We start from the raw sequence: 16,342 nt of genomic DNA on the forward strand, positions 1-16,342 counted from the left end.
CCCGGGTTTATTTCATGAACACAAGGTCGAGTGTATTCTTTAACCACCGGTAACGGAGGTAGCCAACGCGGGCTAGTTTGACCAGCGGGTTTTCACTGAGTTTCCAGTCGGCTCTTACCATTGTACTCGGCTCGTTAGAGGAGTTTTTCTGGTAGAAAATTTTTGTAAAATCGTTGAAAAACAACCCCTTACCTTTTTTTTGTAAAAAACTTACGGCCATTTTGTATTCTGTCAGATCGCCTTTAATTCCTTCGGGGTACCTTCCGAATTTCTCCAAAAAGCTGCTACGCCTCAAATGCGGATGGTCGCTGTAATAGTAAAATTTGAGATGGTTCATGTCCCAGAACGAATATACCATTTCGGAAAACCCCTTTTGAAAAGGTTTCAGGGTGGGGTAGGCAAAGTAGGCGTAAAACCTGACAATGTCCCATTTGTGATCGGCCCGCATAAACCCGAGCGCATCCTCGAAGTGTTCCGGAAAGAGATCAGACGGTTGGAAATCTTCCTGTACATATAAAGTGTACGGCGTCTTGACCGCATCCTGGCCCTTGTTGATATTATTGCCGAGGCCTTTGTTGACCGGCGTAGTAACAAGTGTGAAGTTAAACCTGTTTTTAAGGGATTTCACCTTGGTAAGGTGCTCTGGTTTGCTTCCATCATCGGAAACCACAATGTCTCCAAACCGGCAATTAAGATCTTCAAAACTGTTCAAAAGACGTTCCAGAGATTCGCTTCGGTTGTAATGGGTAATCAGCAGTGTCGTGTCCTGAAAAATATGCATAGGGTCAAAACATGGAGAGATAATCACGCATTCCTTTCAATTGTCGTTTGGCCCGGTTGAAAAACGCATTAGCAATGCTGCCGTCGTCGAGCAGCCTACGCGGGGATGTAAACACGGTGGCTTTGGAATCAGTCACCATTTTCAGGCTGCCCGCTTTTTTCAGGTTCAGGGCCATTCGACCGTCTTCCGCTTCATTTTGAAAGTCGCTTCCTACAATATTGGCATAAACGCGGGCGCCGTTTACTTTGAATCCTCCGGTACTACGGCCAATTTCGGTTACAAACCCCATATTGAAACCGTATACATTGAGATACTCCCTGTTTTTCTTTCTGATTCTGATCATGATTCCGGCAAACTTTTCGTAAAGCCAGAGTCCGAGGCGGCCTTGACTATCCGGTGGAATAAATGCATAATTGCCGTACACCCCGGTAATGCCTGAATCCTTCACCATCGGTGCTACCATCAGGTCCATCCAGTCGGGGGGGTAAAAAGTGTCGGAATCCGCGCAGAGATGGTATTTTCCCCTGGCTAATTCAAGGCCCATTTGCCGGGCAAAAGGTGTTCCCTGAACGGTTTGCAGGTAGTTGCGCACACCCAATGTATCGAGCACATTTTGGGTCCCGTCCGTTGAATTATTGTTGATCACAATTATTTCAACTTTGTATTTGCTGTTGCTGGCAGACAGCGACGAGAGCGTTCTATAAATGTTATTTTCTTCATTCCAGGCAGGAATCACCACCGAGATATCGGGGTTTTCGTCCCTGAAACGACTGATATTCAATTTAAGATGATCAATTTCTTCGCCTGTGAGATCCTGAAACCGCTTGTTGGTAAATAAATGGGGTAAAATCCATTTCGGCAAACCAAATAAACTCATGTCTTAATAATAAAGTGGTTCCAATAAGCTTTCAAATTAATGTTTTCCCGTTGATGAGTGCAGAGCCTTGGAGGAAAGTTAAAACTTTAATCCGGGTTTGCACAAAAAAATGTAATATTAGTTCTAACGATCTGACTGCAGGATGTTTGGGCAAATTAGTTAAATAATCGCTGGAAATAATTCGTGCCTGAGATAAAATCTAATTAAAAAATGACATATTTGCGTAAGCTCATCAAACCCCGGCTCACTTTCTGACTCTGTAAATAAATGGCATTTCAACTTTTACAAAAGTTAAGAAACAAACATTTTCTTTCACTCGCCGGAAATGGTATCATGTCTGTTTTAGGCATGTTGAACATGATTATCCTGTACCGCGCACTGCCGGTCGCAAGCATTGGAATGTGGGTGTTCTTTCTTTCGATCCTGCTCTTGGTGGATACATTCCGGTCTGGTTTTCTGACGACGGCTTTCATCAAATTTTACGCGGGTGCCCAGGAAGGCAGAAAGGCCGAGGTCGTGGGTTCGGCCTGGTTTATCGGAGGCTCCATCACCGCCATTCTGCTGCTGATCAACATTCCGGCTTTTTTATGCTCTTCGTATTTCAAAAATCCGTCGCTGATCCTTTTTCTGGAATGGTTTGGAGTGATCTATGTGGCTTCACTGCCTTATTTTATCGCCTCATGCGTAGTGCAGGCTGAGCAAAGGTTCGATCAGTTGTTATGCATCCGTTTTTTAAGTCAAGGTGTTTTTATACTGTTTGTGATCATCATGGCGGTCACCAAAACGGCCAACCTGCAAAATATTATTTACGCCTACCTTGGGGGAGCGGCGATGACTAGCGTTTTTACCGTTGTAATGGGCTGGGCCAGGCTGTCTGATTTTAAGAACAGGACGCGATACTGTATCGCTGAGATATTTCATTTTGGAAAATATAGCGTTGGTACTACGCTCAGTTCGAATCTTTTTGGAACTTCCAACAACATGATCATCAATTTCATGCTGGGACCGGAAGCATTGGCCGTTTTTAATTTAGGGCAAAGGTTGATGGAGGTCATAGAAATCCCCCTCCGTAGCTTTGCCGCTACGGGTATGCCCGAGCTTTCGGCCGCCTATAACGAAGGTAATCGGGAGAAAGTGATCATGACCATGAAACGCTATACCGGGCTCATCACCGTAGCCTTGTTACCTGCCTGTATAGGCGCGGTGCTCTTAGCGGATGTCGCCATTAATATCATCGGTGGTAGCAAATATGTTGATTCAGAGGCGGCTAATATTATGCGGCTTTTTATGACATTCGCATTGCTCTACCCGCTCGACCGCTTTTTTGCACTTACCCTGGACGTGATCCATCAACCCAAGATCAATTTTATAAAAGTGCTTCTAATGCTTGCGGGTAGTGTTTCGGCCTCCTTTTTAGGCATTTACCTCATTGGCAATGTGTATGGGGTGGCCGTCGCAGGTGTTTTCCCGACATTGATTGGCGTGAGTATTGGCTATTGGGGACTCAACCGTTTTCAGCCTTTCAGCCTATTCAGTGTATTTGCTACGGGGTATACCGAGGCTGTTGGCCTGGTGAAAACTTACTGGCTCAAACTGGCCGTCAAATAAGGTAGCGGTCTTTTCAAAACCAATGCAAGTAGCCTGACACTATTTTCCAACTTCTTCCTGAGCAGGTTTGCGCTTGGACTTATATTGAAAGCGCATTTCAATGTTCTTATAAGTCCAAGCCGATACAAAATAGATCAATGCAAAGTTTAAAATGACCAGGTAGGAATAATCTTGCGGCTGAAATTTGAGCAGCCGAATGAAAAGCACATTAAATAGACTGATCATCAACGCGTGTGTCATATAGATAGAGTAGGAATATTTTCCCAACTGATGAAAGAGTCTGATGCTTTTCAATCCTGTTGATACAATGCCTTTTTCAAAGGAAAAAGTATAAATACAGGCAAAAAATAAGATCTCAAATACCGCCCCCCAAGGTTTCATGATCTGACCTTCATAAATACAAAGTATGATTAATGAGAGCGTAATGACCTCTGCAATCGAAAAAATGACCGGCGGCCATGTCCTAAGGGTTTGGTGTGTATTGTCAAACAGATTAAAGCAGGTCACGCCCGTAAAAAAGCCCATAATTCCTCTGAGAAATCCGTAGTTGAAACTGTAATTGATCTGAAAATTGGTGGATACCTGCCAAAGCCCGGCTAGTGAAATAATGATAACCAGTGCGTAAAAGACGTTTTTACGGGCGAATTGGCCCGATGAATGGATGAAGACTACAAGCGTCCCAAACACAATGTATGCAATCATTTCAGCGCTGATAGACCAGCTGGGAATATTCCAGCTTACGTCAGCCACGCCAGGAAAAGGTGTTGAGTTGAGAAGAAATAACGAGCTGAAAAATGTATAAATGTTATTGGCTGGATTCACCAGATTGTTAACCTGAATGTAGGGACTAAGCAGATTTTTGGCAATTTCCATTCCAACAAATGCCAGCAGCATCACCAAATGAAGAGGATAAACACGGTAAATTCTCTTAGTCAGAAACAGTTTAAGCTGAGGGCCATCAGAGAGGAACTGATAACTGTAGGCAATTACAAAGCCGCTGAGGACAAAGAAAAAATCTACGAACATATCGCAGTTCTCAATAAACTGATTATTCAATATTGGTGTGTCCGAAAAAGGCGCCAGGTGAAATATAAAGACCAGAGAGGCGAATAACCCACGAAAAATATCTAAAACTTCAAATCTGTGTTTCATACTATTTGCTGTTGAGATTGAACAGGCACGCAAAGCGGTTTACCTTGTTCAGCGGATCGTATTCGTAGGTGAATTCATCGGATGCCTTGGTCATGATCAACAGACCAAAATGCTCGCTGGTATCTGTCAGCAGCCCCGGCATTTCCATACCGGCCATTTTTTCAATAAAAAAAACTGCTTTACCATTTTGATCGGTTCTGACACACAAAGAGTCCATCCCGTTGTGGTAAATTGGGAAATCAATAGGAGGGGAGAGGTTTTCCAATGGCCAGCTGATTTTTCCATTATTCTGCCCTGTCAGTATGAGCGGCTTTCCTGAGTCCGCTTTTTCGAGTACCAGCTCAGATCTGCTGATCTTGATTTTCAGCGCTGACTCGTCCTGCCCTGAATGCTTGACCGCATTGGTCAGCAACTCGGTAATTACCCATTTGATCCTCGATAAAACAGATTCGTCAATTAAATGGGATTCTGTGTTTTTTCTGATCTGGTCCAGGCATACATTCAACGTGCCGGGAATTGCCTCCCGGTGACATCTAAAAACTATATTGATCTCGTCTGAATCCTCCTTCATAAGCTACTTTACTGATTCCATCGCCTGTTCATAGTCTTTAAACATTTTAAAGACCTTATCCATCCTGATCAGTGTCAGCAGGTTTTTGACGTCCGGTTTAAGAGAGACAAGATAGATATCGACGTTGCGAGGCATAGCATATTTTAATGCCACCACCAAACTCCCCAGAAAAGAGCTGTCGATATAATTCACATTTTCGAAACTTACTATTACCAGCCTGGCACCGTTGGCGATCAGGCTTATCATTTCCTCCTTGAATAACTCGGCATTTGTCAGACTGGCCTCTTCCGGTAAAATGGTGGCTTGTATAACGCGGTGAATTTGGGTGACTTGTAAAATCATTGGGGATTATTGTTTTTCTATAAAAATGATACTGGCGTCGTCCATTTGATTATTATCATCGATCCTTTCCAGGACTTGTGAAGTGATCTGCTCAAAACTTTCCGGCTCGCCCAAGTATGGACTTATTTTCTCGACAAAGAACGGATAATCGCTTTTTTTCGAACCATTGGATGGGATATCAATCATGCCATCGGTAAAAATGGCAAGCTGGTCCCCCGGCTTCATTCCGATGATCTGTTTGTCGTAAAAGCCATCTTCGAGAAGGCCCAGTAGCAATCCCGAAGACTGTATGGTTGTCACTTGCCGGTCGCCAGACTTGTAGCTGATCAGGGGCAGATCGCCTGCACCTGTGTAATGAACTTCGCCTGTTTCGCTGTCCAGCAGCAGAAGCGAGAGGCTGGATAAAATATTCTGAAGGCCTTCATCGAGGTAAATGAGCTTATTGATTTTCTGGACGATCACGTCAAGGTTAAAATCGTTGTCCAGCACGCAAAACCGGATCGCAGCCCGGATATAGCTCAAAAAACCGAATGTGAAAAACCATGCCTGCCATTTCTTGCCCATGATATCGCCCAAAAAAGCAAAAGAAAAGCGGCTGTCGGCATGCACAAAATCGATGAAATCCCCTCCGGGATAGCCCCGGTATCCCCTGTGCCAGAAGTATATCCTGTAACCGGCCACTTTTGGGGCCTTTATCGGTATCGACTTGACATTAAGTGTTTCGGCAGCAATTTTTAGCTCGCGAACCGATCTGACATGTTCATTTTGAAGAGAGGTGATGATATTGTTCAGCTTGGAAATGATCACTGGGATAGGTGTTTCCTTATTGATAAAATCCAGCGCATACATGCTGAGCCCTTCCAGCACCAGCGAATTGTCGGTGAACGAAGTAAGGAAAACGAATGGAATGTCGCGGACGTTGGGATTTAGCAAAACCGCCTGCCTAAAATCAAAGCCATTCATTTCCGGCATGTCATAGTCGGATAAAATCAGATCGGGGGTTTCGACCAGTAGCAGCTCGAGGGCTTCTGTGGCTGATTCGCACAACACGCAATTGTAGCCGGCTTTCAATAGGGAGGCTTCGATAACCTTGCGAAACAAAAGGTTATCTTCTACCAGAAGGATCTTTTTAACGGTGGTGGGAGGGTTGGGAAAACTGATCATTTCTTGTTGAAATTTAACACGAACAGAAGTACTCCCCCAAAAATAATCAGTAATGAAACCAGATCCATTACGGTAACACCGTCATTTGCATTAAAATAAAAAACAGTTAAGATCTCAAAGTCGGGCGGCGCTGGCATAATGATCATGGCAAAGCCGAAAACAATAAGCAAAACGGCTAACAAAAATAAAACCCCCTTTTGCAAAAAATGGCGCCGGGGCAACCTGTTTGCCATTTTACTGTCTATTTTGTTTTCTGCCAGCAATTTTTCAAGCCCTTCCAGCAGCTCCTCGCGAGATAGATTATTATCCTGATCGAGTGCCTGAAAAGGTGCAATCTGCTTCTGGGTAATTGCGGATCGTTTAAATGCGTCTGCAATGCGCTGCTCACAGGCCCTGGAATGATCGATGTCTACATTGGTCTGCTCAATTACCTGCACTAGTTCCTTTATCTTGGAATCAAGTAGGGTGTAATCCGATGTCGGTTGGGAAACGTAACTTTCGGTTTCTTCCGCAACTTTTTTGATATCCCGCAGCCTAGGTATTTTCACTTTGTCAATAATTGATTAGATTTTGTTTAGCTAAAACAGCATTTGCCAGGTCTTATCGACAAAATCCGCTGGCTCGCGGCACATTTTGGTTAAAGCTATATTTTTATTGTTAAATTTGAAATAGTTCTACAAATCAATAAAAATTTTTCCCCAATTCAGAACAGCCCGGTTTCTCATTTTGTATGAAGAGCGTCTCCATTGTTACTGTGAATTTTAACCAGCCTCAGGTTACAGAGGATTTGCTCAAATCACTGGAAGTGGTTAATACTTATCCCGATCTGGAAATAATAGTCGTTGACAATGCAAGCAAGGTGAACCCTGTTCCCAATTGGCAGCGCACGTATAAGGATATAAAGTTTGTCAGGTCTGAGGTAAACACTGGCTTTGCGGGCGGTAACAACATTGGTATCAGGGAAGCGACGGGTGAGTATTTGTTTCTGATCAATAACGACACCGAAGTAACGGCTGACCTGATAACCAGGCTCGTCAATACCATGGAGGCAAACCCGAAGATCGGTCTGATATCGCCGAAAATCCATTATTTCGATCATCCGGGTATGCTCCAATACACAGGGTACACACCCATGAATTATTATACGGCGCGAAATGCCTGTATCGGGCAGTTTGAGGAGGATAAGGGCCAGTACGACTCGTTAAGCGGCGTCACTGGTTATGTTCACGGAGCGGCGATGATGGTTAGGCGGCAAGCCTTGGAGAAAGCCGGCGGTATGGCAGAAAACTATTTTCTATATTATGAAGAACTGGACTGGTGCGAGCGGATCAGAAAAGCGGGCTATGAAATTCACGTAGATCTTTCGGCATTGATATACCACAAAGAGTCCGTTTCAGTAGGAAAGCGCACGGCGTTGAAAGAATTTTTTATGAACCGCAACAGGATATTGTTTATCCGTAAAAATGCCCCTGGGCCTACTTTCTTCATATTTTGCTGTTATTTCCTGGCGACAGTAGTTCCTCGAAACCTGATACATTATATAAAAAACAAGGAGTTTAGTTTCATTGCTGTTTTCATCAAAGCCATTACCTGGCATTTTACCAACAAAGCCGACAGCGATAACCTGGGCTTTCCCCTCACCCGTTAATTTATGGAAATACTCTTCTGGCTCAGTTTATTCATCGTATTCTACACATTCCTCGGCTACGGTATTTTACTGTATGCGCTTGTAGGCATTCGAAGGATTTTCAAGGGAAAACGCATAGCGCCCGGTCTTGATCAGGATTTTCCTACATTAACGCTGATCATTGCGGCATATAATGAGGAAAGCATCATCGAGGAAAAAATTGCAAATACGCTTGGCCTTTCCTATCCAAAAGAAAAGTTAAAACTAATCTTCGTCACCGACGGCTCCACCGATCGCACCCCCGACCTGATCAGCACTTACAGCCAGATCAAGCTGATGCACAAGCCGGAGAGGAGCGGGAAAATTCTGGCCATGCACCGTGCCATGTATGAGGTCGACAGTGAGGTGGTTGTTTACACAGACGCAAATACTTTTTTGAACAAGGATGCGCTGCTACTCATCGCACGTCACTACGCTGATCCGACAGTAGGGGCGGTGTCCGGTGAAAAACGGGTTATGCAGGATGCGGTATCCGATGCAACGGCCGGAGAGGGATTTTATTGGAAGTATGAGTCAACACTGAAAAAATGGGATTCCGAATTGTATTCTGTGGTGGGCGCAGCCGGCGAGTTGTTCAGTGTGCGGCATGCGGTTTATACTTCGGTGGAACCAGACACGATCCTGGACGATTTTATGATTTCCATGCGCATTGCCCAGCAGGGATACCGCATCATTTATGAGCCCGAGGCTTATGCTTCCGAGCTTTCGTCAGAGAACATTCAGGAGGAGCTTAAAAGGAAAGTACGTATCGCGGCCGGCGGGATACAGTCTATTTTAAGACTGAAAAAGCTGCTCAATCCGTTTCACTACCCAATATTGTCTTTCCAGTATATCAGTCACCGGGTACTGCGCTGGACGGTCACACCTTTCCTGATGATCCTGGCGCTGATTCTCAACTTTGTGATCGTGCTACAAGGAGGAAGCTGGCTTTACCAGCTCATCCTTTTTGCGCAGGTCCTTTTTTACTCGCTTTCCTTCGCAGGCTGGGCACTGGAAAGAAGAAAGATCAAAGTAAAAGCATTGTTTGTCCCTTATTACTTCTGTATGATGAATTATGCTGTTTTGGCCGGCATAAGGCGGTATATCCAAGGCAGTCAGAGCGCAGCCTGGGACAAGGCCAAAAGAAAGAGCGCGTAGTTTACACCACGCGCTGAACTATTTTACAATAACAATTTCAGAGTAATTTCAATCGCTCCGATTCCTGTTCCAGTATTGGGATCATGGAATTGAGCTCTTCGGAAATGGCTTTATACATGGTCAGCAATGCTTCTACCGGGTTGTTTTCTTTGATGGCTTTTTCCAACAGTTCTACTTTGGGGCGTATATCAGTAAGGCCGGTCATGGTAAAAGAAGGTTTGAGGCCGTGCACGATGCTGGCAGATTCCTTCATATCTTCATTGTCAAGGGCTTGGTGCAATGCGTGCCAGCGTGGCACAGAATCGCTCAGGAAAGCATCGAAAATCATGTAAAGAATAACTGGATCATCTCCGTATACTTGATCAATGTATGCAATATCAAGAGCAGGGTTAAGTTGTAGAGCCATCAAGAATTCAGTTAAAGTTTTTCAAGCGCCGAAAAGGTTAGTGGGTTTGCAAAACTATGAATTTATTGGTTTACCTGTTCTTTTACTTCATCTTTAGAAGGTTCTTTTGCCTCCTCTTTTGCTTTTCTTTTGAAATACCTTCTGAAAAGGAAATTTGACCTCAACGCGGTCATGTTTTCGTCGAGTTTTTCTGTCGTGCTTTCCAGGTTCTTTAATGTACTTTTCAGGTTGGCGGCAGTGCCTTCGTCATGCAGCATCACACCCAGTGGACTGGTTGTATTCGAGTTTAGGTCAGCGCTGGCTGTTTTAAGGTTACCGACCATGACATTGGCCGAGGAAACGGTTTCATTTAATTTGCTAATTGTGCTTCGCAAGTCGCTCATAATCACAGTATCAGTCGCGAAATCATTGGCAAGGCCGCCTTTCTGATTGAGCTTGTCTGTGAAGTCTGATAATGAAGAAGTCAATGTCTGAGCGTTCACAGAGGCTTTTTTGAGTGCCGCTAACGTCTGGTCCACGTCATTGTAGAGCCTCTCATCATTGAGTAGCATACCCACAGTTCCTTTCCCGGCGAGGATATTTTTACTGATCGTTTTAAAAGCGCTGGTTATGCCCAGCAGGTTCTTGTTATTTTCGGAAAGCACAGCCAGCATTTCCTCCGTACTTTCTATTTTTTCAACAACCAGCTCGTCGCCGTCTTCGATGGATGGTACTTTCTGGGTACCACCGTAAAGAACAATGATCTTATTGCCGATCAATCCGTCGGTGCTCACTTTTGCTTTCGCATTTTTGCGGATGAATTCCTGTGATTTCTCCTCAATGTTGAGCATCACCTCCACGCGGGAGTTTTCCAGGAAACGGATGGTTTTTACCGTTCCGATCTTAACACCTGAGTACCAGATATTGTTACCCGGTTTCAAGCCGTTGACGTCATCAAAGATGGTTTTGACCGTTATGGTGGAAGAAAAAACTTTTTTCATGCTACCGATCGTCAGAATGCCTACCACGAAAATGATAATGCCGATGAGGACAAACAGACCGACGGTGATGGAGCGTTTTCTTGTTGATGTTTCCATTATTATTGAATAAAATTATAATCGTAAAAACTTTTGATTCTTTCTTCGTCGGTATCGAATACCTCTTCAAATGTTCCTTGTTTGAGAAATTTTCCATCCAGTAGCATCGCAATGCGGTCACCGGTTGCTCTGGCGCAGGTAAGGTCGTGTGTGATGATGATAGAACTTGTATGGTATTTTTCTTTAACCTCGTTGATCAGCTCATTGATTTCCAGGCAGGTGATGGGGTCCAGACCGGCTGTGGGTTCATCATAAAGCATTATTTCAGGTTTGAGAATCAGGGTCCGCGCAATGCCGATCCGCTTACGTTGCCCTCCTGAGAGCTCGGATGGCACCTGATTGATCGTTTGCAGCAATCCAACTGCATCGAGTACCGACTCTACCTGCTCGTTAATATCGGCCCGCGTGAGATTGGCCACGTTTCGGACTAATGGAAATTCCAGGTTTTCGCGCACGGTCATACTATCGTATAATGCACTGTTCTGAAAGGAGAAGCCGATTTTCAAGCGAAGATTTCTCAGTTCTTTCTCATTGAGTGTGGACACTTCCTCGCCCAGCACGATGCAGCTTCCTCTGTCCTGTTTGAGCAAACCTGCAATGATTTTGATCAATACCGATTTCCCTGTCCCCGATCGTCCGAGTACCACTACATTTTCACCTTTGTTCAATTGGAGATCCACTCCGCATAGCACGTGGAGATCACCAAAAGATTTGTAAAGATCTTTGATTTCGATAACCGCCTTATCAAGCGTGGTACTATCTTCCATTTTATCCTCTGAAATAATTCGAAACCTGAACAATTATTACTTCCTCAATAAAAATGAGGAACATTGAAATCACGACCGCAGAGTTTGCAGCCTTACCCACACCCTCGGTACCCTTGCTGGCATTGTATCCCTGGTAACATCCCACTATCCCGATGGTAAAGCCGTAGGCGACGGCTTTGGCCACGGAAGTCCCGATATCGAGAAAGGTGATCTGTTCAAACGCATTTTCAAAAAATGCAATGAAACTCGTGCCCTCGTTGAGGGTAACGTTCAAGAAAGCACCCAACAAACTTACGAGCGTACAATAGAACATCAGAATGGGGATGGTAATGGTGGATGCCAGTACGCGGGTGACCACCAGAAACTTGAAGGGGTTCACCGCCGACACTTCCATCGCATCAATTTGCTCGGTAACACGCATTGAGCCCAGCTCGGCACCGATGCTCGACCCGATTTTACCTGCGCTGATCAATGCAGTCACCAATGCAGCGAGCGCTCTGACAATGGCGATGGCTACCAGAGAAGGCAGCCAGGAGGTAGCACCGAATTCTGCCAGCGAAGGCCGGGACTGTTTGGTGAAAACCATTCCGGTGATGAAACCTGTCAAACTGATCAGCAGCAATGATTTGTTGCCAATCGCATAACATTGCTTGATCATTTCCTGAAATTCCATTCTGCCCTTAAAGACTTCCCTGAAAAAACGCAGGAAGAAAACGTAACCATTGTAAACTGCCAGAAAGGCGGAATCTAGTCCTTTTGTATATACATGTCCCTTTTTAGAAGCGCTCATTCAATTGTTTTCCAAGGTGATCTTTGAGTAACTGTTGTTGATATACTTTTCTTCAAACCAACGCATCCTATAAGCATTCATCGCTGTTTTACCAAGCTTGTCTAGCAATCTGTAATTGACGATCAGACCCACAGCCGCCCCGATTCCGGGAATAAGCTGCGCCATTTTTGCCAGGTCAATATAGTCGCGATACTCCTGCTGAAATGTTTTCCAGTCAAACTGGTGGATATCCTGGGGCAGGTCAGCACTTTTGACGTGCCACAGGGTCATTTGTTCAAATACCTTTTGTCTTTGCTTTTGGCTTGAAAAGGCTAGTTGGAAAATATGCAGAATGAATAACCGCTCCCGGTAGTCATCTACCGGCCGACCGTAGAGCGCCGCGATTTCAAACAGGAGTTTCATTTTGATCCCAATCAGAATCGGGAATTCGGCCAGTGCAAGCCAAAATCCCCCTGCGCCGGTAATACCGCCTTCCGCCGCCCCTGCCTTTTTATAAAATTCGATTTTCTTCTTTACCGCAATCTCTATTTCTTCCAAACTATTGGTCTGCAATGGAGCTGAGGTAGTAAATTCTGCACCGGTGAGCACACCACGGGTCATTTGCTTAATGGTCGCGGTAATCACCTGATGCACTTTGTCGGGAATGATATTATTGATTTTATCCTGAAAAGTTTTCGAAGTCCTGTCAACAAAATTGGGCCGCTTCTGCATTCTGCGCTGCCATTTGTTTAGTTCAGGTTGTATCTTTTCTTCATATGTCATGTTATGCATATTGGATCAATGGCTAAATCAGATAGAATGAGGAACCGGTACGGCAGATATTCGGATTGTAAGTAGCAAAAATCATTCCAACCCGCCAAAAGTCAGAATGAGAATGCATTTCTCAGCAAATCAATTGGTGTCTTTTGCGATTTTTTCTTTGGCAAGTTCGATTTCCTGCTGATCGGCCACAGGCTCTTCCTGTTCACTATCAGCAGTCCGCTCGTATTGTAAGGAAATTAAAATAGGAAAATGATCCGACGAAAAGTTCTCCAGCCGCTTCAAGCTGATCAACTTGAAATCTGTTGAGCAAAATACATGATCAAGGGGAAATCTCAGGAACGGGTATTTGGCGTGAAATGTATTAAAAAATCCGCGTCCTTTTCTTGGATCCAGCAAACCACTGATTTGCGTAAACAGATTAGTAGTATAGGACCAGGCCACATCATTAAGGTCCCCAACGACAATAGTGGGGACATTGTTCTCCTTTACCTCCCTGGCAACCAGTAACAGTTCTTTATCGCGCTCGGTCGAATACATGTTTTCCCCAGGAACAGGTGGAGTGGGATGCACGCAGTATAACTGAATGATTTTCCCCGAGCGTAGTTCTACCTTTGTTTTAATGGATGGGATCTCCTTGTCGACCAGATACCTGACCACCGGATCGACCAGTTTCAGTTTCGAGTAAAGCAACATTCCATAGGTATTATCAATTGGGACCAGCACATTGTAAGGATAATCCTTAGCCAGCTTCTTTGTTCCCTCATCCCATGATTCGTCAGCTTCCAGTAGTAAAATCAGGTCGGGATTGTATTTTTTTAGCACTTTCATGCATCCCGCGGTATTTTTATTGTCCTGAAATACATTGGAAGAGATCATGCTGATACCGTTCATCTCATTGATCTGAGTCACTTTCAACATGCTCTTCTTTGCAAAAAAAGTGAATGGAAATATCTGGTAGATCAGATAGCAAGCATTCAAGGACGCGAAGGCAGTAAAAATGAAATCAAAACCGGATGAAATGTTGTATAGGCAAAGAAAAAGGATGATAATCAGCAGGTTCAAAAACAACTTTTGCAGCCTGGGGTATTCAAAGACACGAAAAGCCCAGAAGTCGTTCCTAATCAGTGGAATTAAGGAAAAAAGAATGATTAATCCGCCTGAGACCTCTAAAACTATTTTGAATGAATGCATTTCGGAAATGGCTTTATGGCGGTTAAGGTAGTAATATTTTCTTATTCCAAACCTGACCTTCCGAGTCAAACCTGATAAAATGGTAGCCCGAGTTTTTATCGGGTACAGACAATTTTACTTCCTTTTCATGATTTACATTCTTACCAGACACATATTGCCCGGTCGCATTAAAGACAGAGATCCTTCCATTGACAACCTGGTTGAACTTAATGGTGACGGGCTGATTTTTTAACACTGGGTTGGGATAAACGGAGAAAAAAGACCCTTTATCTTCTATCCCCAAAACGATCGGAGCTTCGATTTTGGCATAGGAATAGTCCGAGGATTCAGCGGTCCGATTAAGTGCTTTCAACCTGTAATGGATGTCGGTACTGACTAGCGCGGATTCGTCAACATATTGTGCCGTCGGGCTGGAAAGGATTGCAATGACCGTATAGGCATCTTCTCCTTCCAATTTTCTTTCCAACAAGTAATTCTCAGCGCCCGCAATCTGGTCCCATAGCAGCTTCACGCTTCCGTCCGTTGTGGCCTCAGCGGCTAACACGGGTATTGACAACCCGATTCCAATAGGGACATTGTAAAATGTAAAAGCGCGCATTCCCTGCTTATTGGCAATGTATGGCCCATTAAATGGATAATACGGCCCACCTTTCTCCAAATACATGGGTAGGTAGTTCATGCTTTTTTCCCGGCGTGAACCATTGAGTTCTAAGATTATCCGGTTTCCCTCCGCTTTTCCTGAACTTACCGCGCCGGAAGCCCCGTCTAAATAAAAGAAATCCTTCATTTGGAGCGTAACGTGCGGATTGGTCAGATGAGGCTCAGGGTAAACAAGTTGCTGCCCCTCATCGAAAACCAGCACCAGTTGCTTCTTTTCTTCGGATTTGTAGAATACTTTTTTAATGCCGGGGGAGTAAATGCCGAGCGTATCTTTTGACCCATACAAATCTTTGAGCATCATTCTGGAAAGCTCAAAACCGCTTTGCTGGTTACCTTCGCGACTATAATGCAAGCCATCAAAACCCTTAGTTCCTACTGTGGCCAAAGATTGAATGTCAGGATAAATTTCCGCAAGCCGCCTCTGATAATCGCGAAGTTCTGCGCCAACCGGGGAAGGATAGTAGATAATATCAATTTGAAAAACGTATAATTTTTGAATGCTGGGAAGGTCTAGTTTCAGGTTTTTGTACAGCACATCGAAATAGCCCTGCCAGTTGCCGCCCTCATGATAAGCCTCTGTTTCTCCCTGGCGGAAAATGTACGCTTTCACGGACTGCGCCAAACCTGCCTTTTGCAGCCTGTAGAGCATTCTCCCATACCCATTGTTCAGATCGGCTGGATTGCCTGGCGTTCTTTGAGCGTGGCCAAATGCGGAGGACCAATGGAAACCTGCATTGATCAGGCAGTTGGGTATCCCGGATTTCTGAACCAGCTGCTTTTGGATTTCAAGACCCATGGTGCCTACGCCGTTGTCGTAGGCCTTCTGGTTGGAAAGTACCCATAAGGTATCGGCTGCATCGTAGGGAAAGGTATTGAGGTTTTTGGTGATTTTCCCAAATGTCCGGCAAAAGAGACTCGTATCGGACTCTGTAAAAAAGCCGGTAGAATTTGACTGACCGGAAAGGACATAAACGTCGCCGCTGACCACATTCTGCCTGGTTACGATCAACACAGAATCTGTTCCCCTGGATACAAAAACTTTGAATCCGTAGTTGGCCAGCTCCGCCTTGATCTTTGTTTCCAATTCAAACACGCCCAATCCCTTTTGGTTATACTGAATGTCCGCCTTCTGGTATTGAGCCGGCACGTCATTTCGGGTAACCTGCACGGAAATGTATTTCCAGCCGGCCGCTTCAACAATACCTGACACAGGTACCGTTGCTTCGTTTTCAGCATTTCGCGGATAGAGCTGAAAATCCTGGGGAAGTTTATTGAAGACAACGGACGAAAACCGCTGCGCCTGGCAGAGCGGGTTTAAAAGCAATAGCAAGAGCATTGCTTTCAGGGGTATGATCCTTGACAAGGGTTGAT

Annotated in this window: 17 protein-coding genes; 3 read left to right on the forward strand and 14 right to left on the reverse strand. The window is 44.7% G+C overall.

Annotated elements, in window-relative coordinates:
• Positions 1–7: 7 nt before the first annotated feature.
• Positions 8–781, reverse strand: coding sequence for a glycosyltransferase family 2 protein (locus tag ON006_RS06630; RefSeq protein WP_244819269.1), 774 nt, complete (start codon positions 779–781; stop codon positions 8–10).
• 4 nt (positions 782–785) lie between these two features.
• Complete coding sequence (locus ON006_RS06635; protein ID WP_244819268.1) at positions 786–1,658, reverse strand: glycosyltransferase family A protein; 873 nt, start codon at positions 1,656–1,658, stop codon at positions 786–788.
• A 267-nt stretch (positions 1,659–1,925) separates the two neighbouring features.
• Between ON006_RS06635 and ON006_RS06640 the strand changes: the two genes are divergently transcribed.
• Positions 1,926–3,266 carry a lipopolysaccharide biosynthesis protein gene (locus ON006_RS06640; protein ID WP_244819267.1) on the forward strand — a complete coding sequence of 447 codons (1,341 nt, stop codon included), beginning with the start codon at positions 1,926–1,928 and terminating at the stop codon, positions 3,264–3,266.
• Positions 3,267–3,305: 39 nt separating this feature from the next.
• Here the strand turns inward: ON006_RS06640 and ON006_RS06645 are convergent, their stop codons facing one another.
• The 5 genes from ON006_RS06645 to ON006_RS06665 are packed head-to-tail and all read right to left on the reverse strand — an operon-like array spanning position 3,306 to position 7,043.
• Positions 3,306–4,418: an acyltransferase family protein gene (locus ON006_RS06645; protein ID WP_244819266.1), complete on the reverse strand. Its 1,113-nt coding sequence runs from the start codon at positions 4,416–4,418 to the stop codon at positions 3,306–3,308.
• A gap of 1 nt (position 4,419) precedes the next feature.
• A complete protein-coding gene (locus tag ON006_RS06650; protein WP_244819265.1) occupies positions 4,420–4,989 on the reverse strand; it encodes an ATP-binding protein in 570 nt (189 codons plus the stop codon).
• A gap of 3 nt (positions 4,990–4,992) precedes the next feature.
• On the reverse strand, positions 4,993–5,331 hold the full coding sequence (locus ON006_RS06655; protein ID WP_244819264.1) for an STAS domain-containing protein: 339 nt from the start codon (positions 5,329–5,331) through the stop codon (positions 4,993–4,995).
• A gap of 6 nt (positions 5,332–5,337) precedes the next feature.
• Positions 5,338–6,495 (reverse strand): response regulator, encoded by a 1,158-nt coding sequence (locus tag ON006_RS06660; RefSeq protein ID WP_244819263.1) that lies wholly within the window; start codon positions 6,493–6,495, stop codon positions 5,338–5,340.
• Positions 6,492–7,043, reverse strand: a complete 552-nt coding sequence (locus ON006_RS06665; RefSeq protein WP_244819262.1) for a hypothetical protein — start codon at positions 7,041–7,043, stop codon at positions 6,492–6,494. The genes ON006_RS06660 and ON006_RS06665 overlap by 4 nt, the downstream gene beginning before the upstream one ends.
• A gap of 182 nt (positions 7,044–7,225) precedes the next feature.
• Between ON006_RS06665 and ON006_RS06670 the strand changes: the two genes are divergently transcribed.
• Positions 7,226–8,143 (forward strand): glycosyltransferase family 2 protein, encoded by a 918-nt coding sequence (locus ON006_RS06670; RefSeq protein WP_244819261.1) that lies wholly within the window; start codon positions 7,226–7,228, stop codon positions 8,141–8,143.
• Positions 8,144–8,146: 3 nt separating this feature from the next.
• Positions 8,147–9,319 carry a glycosyltransferase family 2 protein gene (locus ON006_RS06675; protein WP_244819260.1) on the forward strand — a complete coding sequence of 391 codons (1,173 nt, stop codon included), beginning with the start codon at positions 8,147–8,149 and terminating at the stop codon, positions 9,317–9,319.
• 37 nt (positions 9,320–9,356) lie between these two features.
• Here the strand turns inward: ON006_RS06675 and ON006_RS06680 are convergent, their stop codons facing one another.
• The 7 genes from ON006_RS06680 to ON006_RS06710 all read right to left on the reverse strand — a co-directional run bounded on the left by ON006_RS06680 (position 9,357) and on the right by ON006_RS06710 (position 16,334).
• Positions 9,357–9,725, reverse strand: a complete 369-nt coding sequence (locus ON006_RS06680; protein ID WP_244819259.1) for an Hpt domain-containing protein — start codon at positions 9,723–9,725, stop codon at positions 9,357–9,359.
• A 62-nt stretch (positions 9,726–9,787) separates the two neighbouring features.
• Positions 9,788–10,801: an MlaD family protein gene (locus ON006_RS06685; protein WP_244819258.1), complete on the reverse strand. Its 1,014-nt coding sequence runs from the start codon at positions 10,799–10,801 to the stop codon at positions 9,788–9,790.
• A 2-nt stretch (positions 10,802–10,803) separates the two neighbouring features.
• Complete coding sequence (locus tag ON006_RS06690) at positions 10,804–11,568, reverse strand: ABC transporter ATP-binding protein (protein ID WP_244819257.1); 765 nt, start codon at positions 11,566–11,568, stop codon at positions 10,804–10,806.
• A gap of 1 nt (position 11,569) precedes the next feature.
• Positions 11,570–12,358 (reverse strand): MlaE family ABC transporter permease, encoded by a 789-nt coding sequence (locus ON006_RS06695; protein WP_244819256.1) that lies wholly within the window; start codon positions 12,356–12,358, stop codon positions 11,570–11,572.
• Positions 12,359–13,129, reverse strand: a complete 771-nt coding sequence (locus tag ON006_RS06700; RefSeq protein ID WP_374760191.1) for an EcsC family protein — start codon at positions 13,127–13,129, stop codon at positions 12,359–12,361.
• A gap of 120 nt (positions 13,130–13,249) precedes the next feature.
• A complete protein-coding gene (locus ON006_RS06705; RefSeq protein ID WP_244819254.1) occupies positions 13,250–14,182 on the reverse strand; it encodes an endonuclease/exonuclease/phosphatase family protein in 933 nt (310 codons plus the stop codon).
• Between the two features lie 151 nt (positions 14,183–14,333).
• A complete protein-coding gene (locus tag ON006_RS06710) occupies positions 14,334–16,334 on the reverse strand; it encodes a T9SS type A sorting domain-containing protein (RefSeq protein WP_244819253.1) in 2,001 nt (666 codons plus the stop codon).
• Positions 16,335–16,342: the final 8 nt, after the last annotated feature.

It is taken from the genome of Dyadobacter pollutisoli (genome assembly GCF_026625565.1).
GTDB classification, from domain to species: Bacteria; Bacteroidota; Bacteroidia; order Cytophagales; family Spirosomataceae; genus Dyadobacter; species Dyadobacter pollutisoli.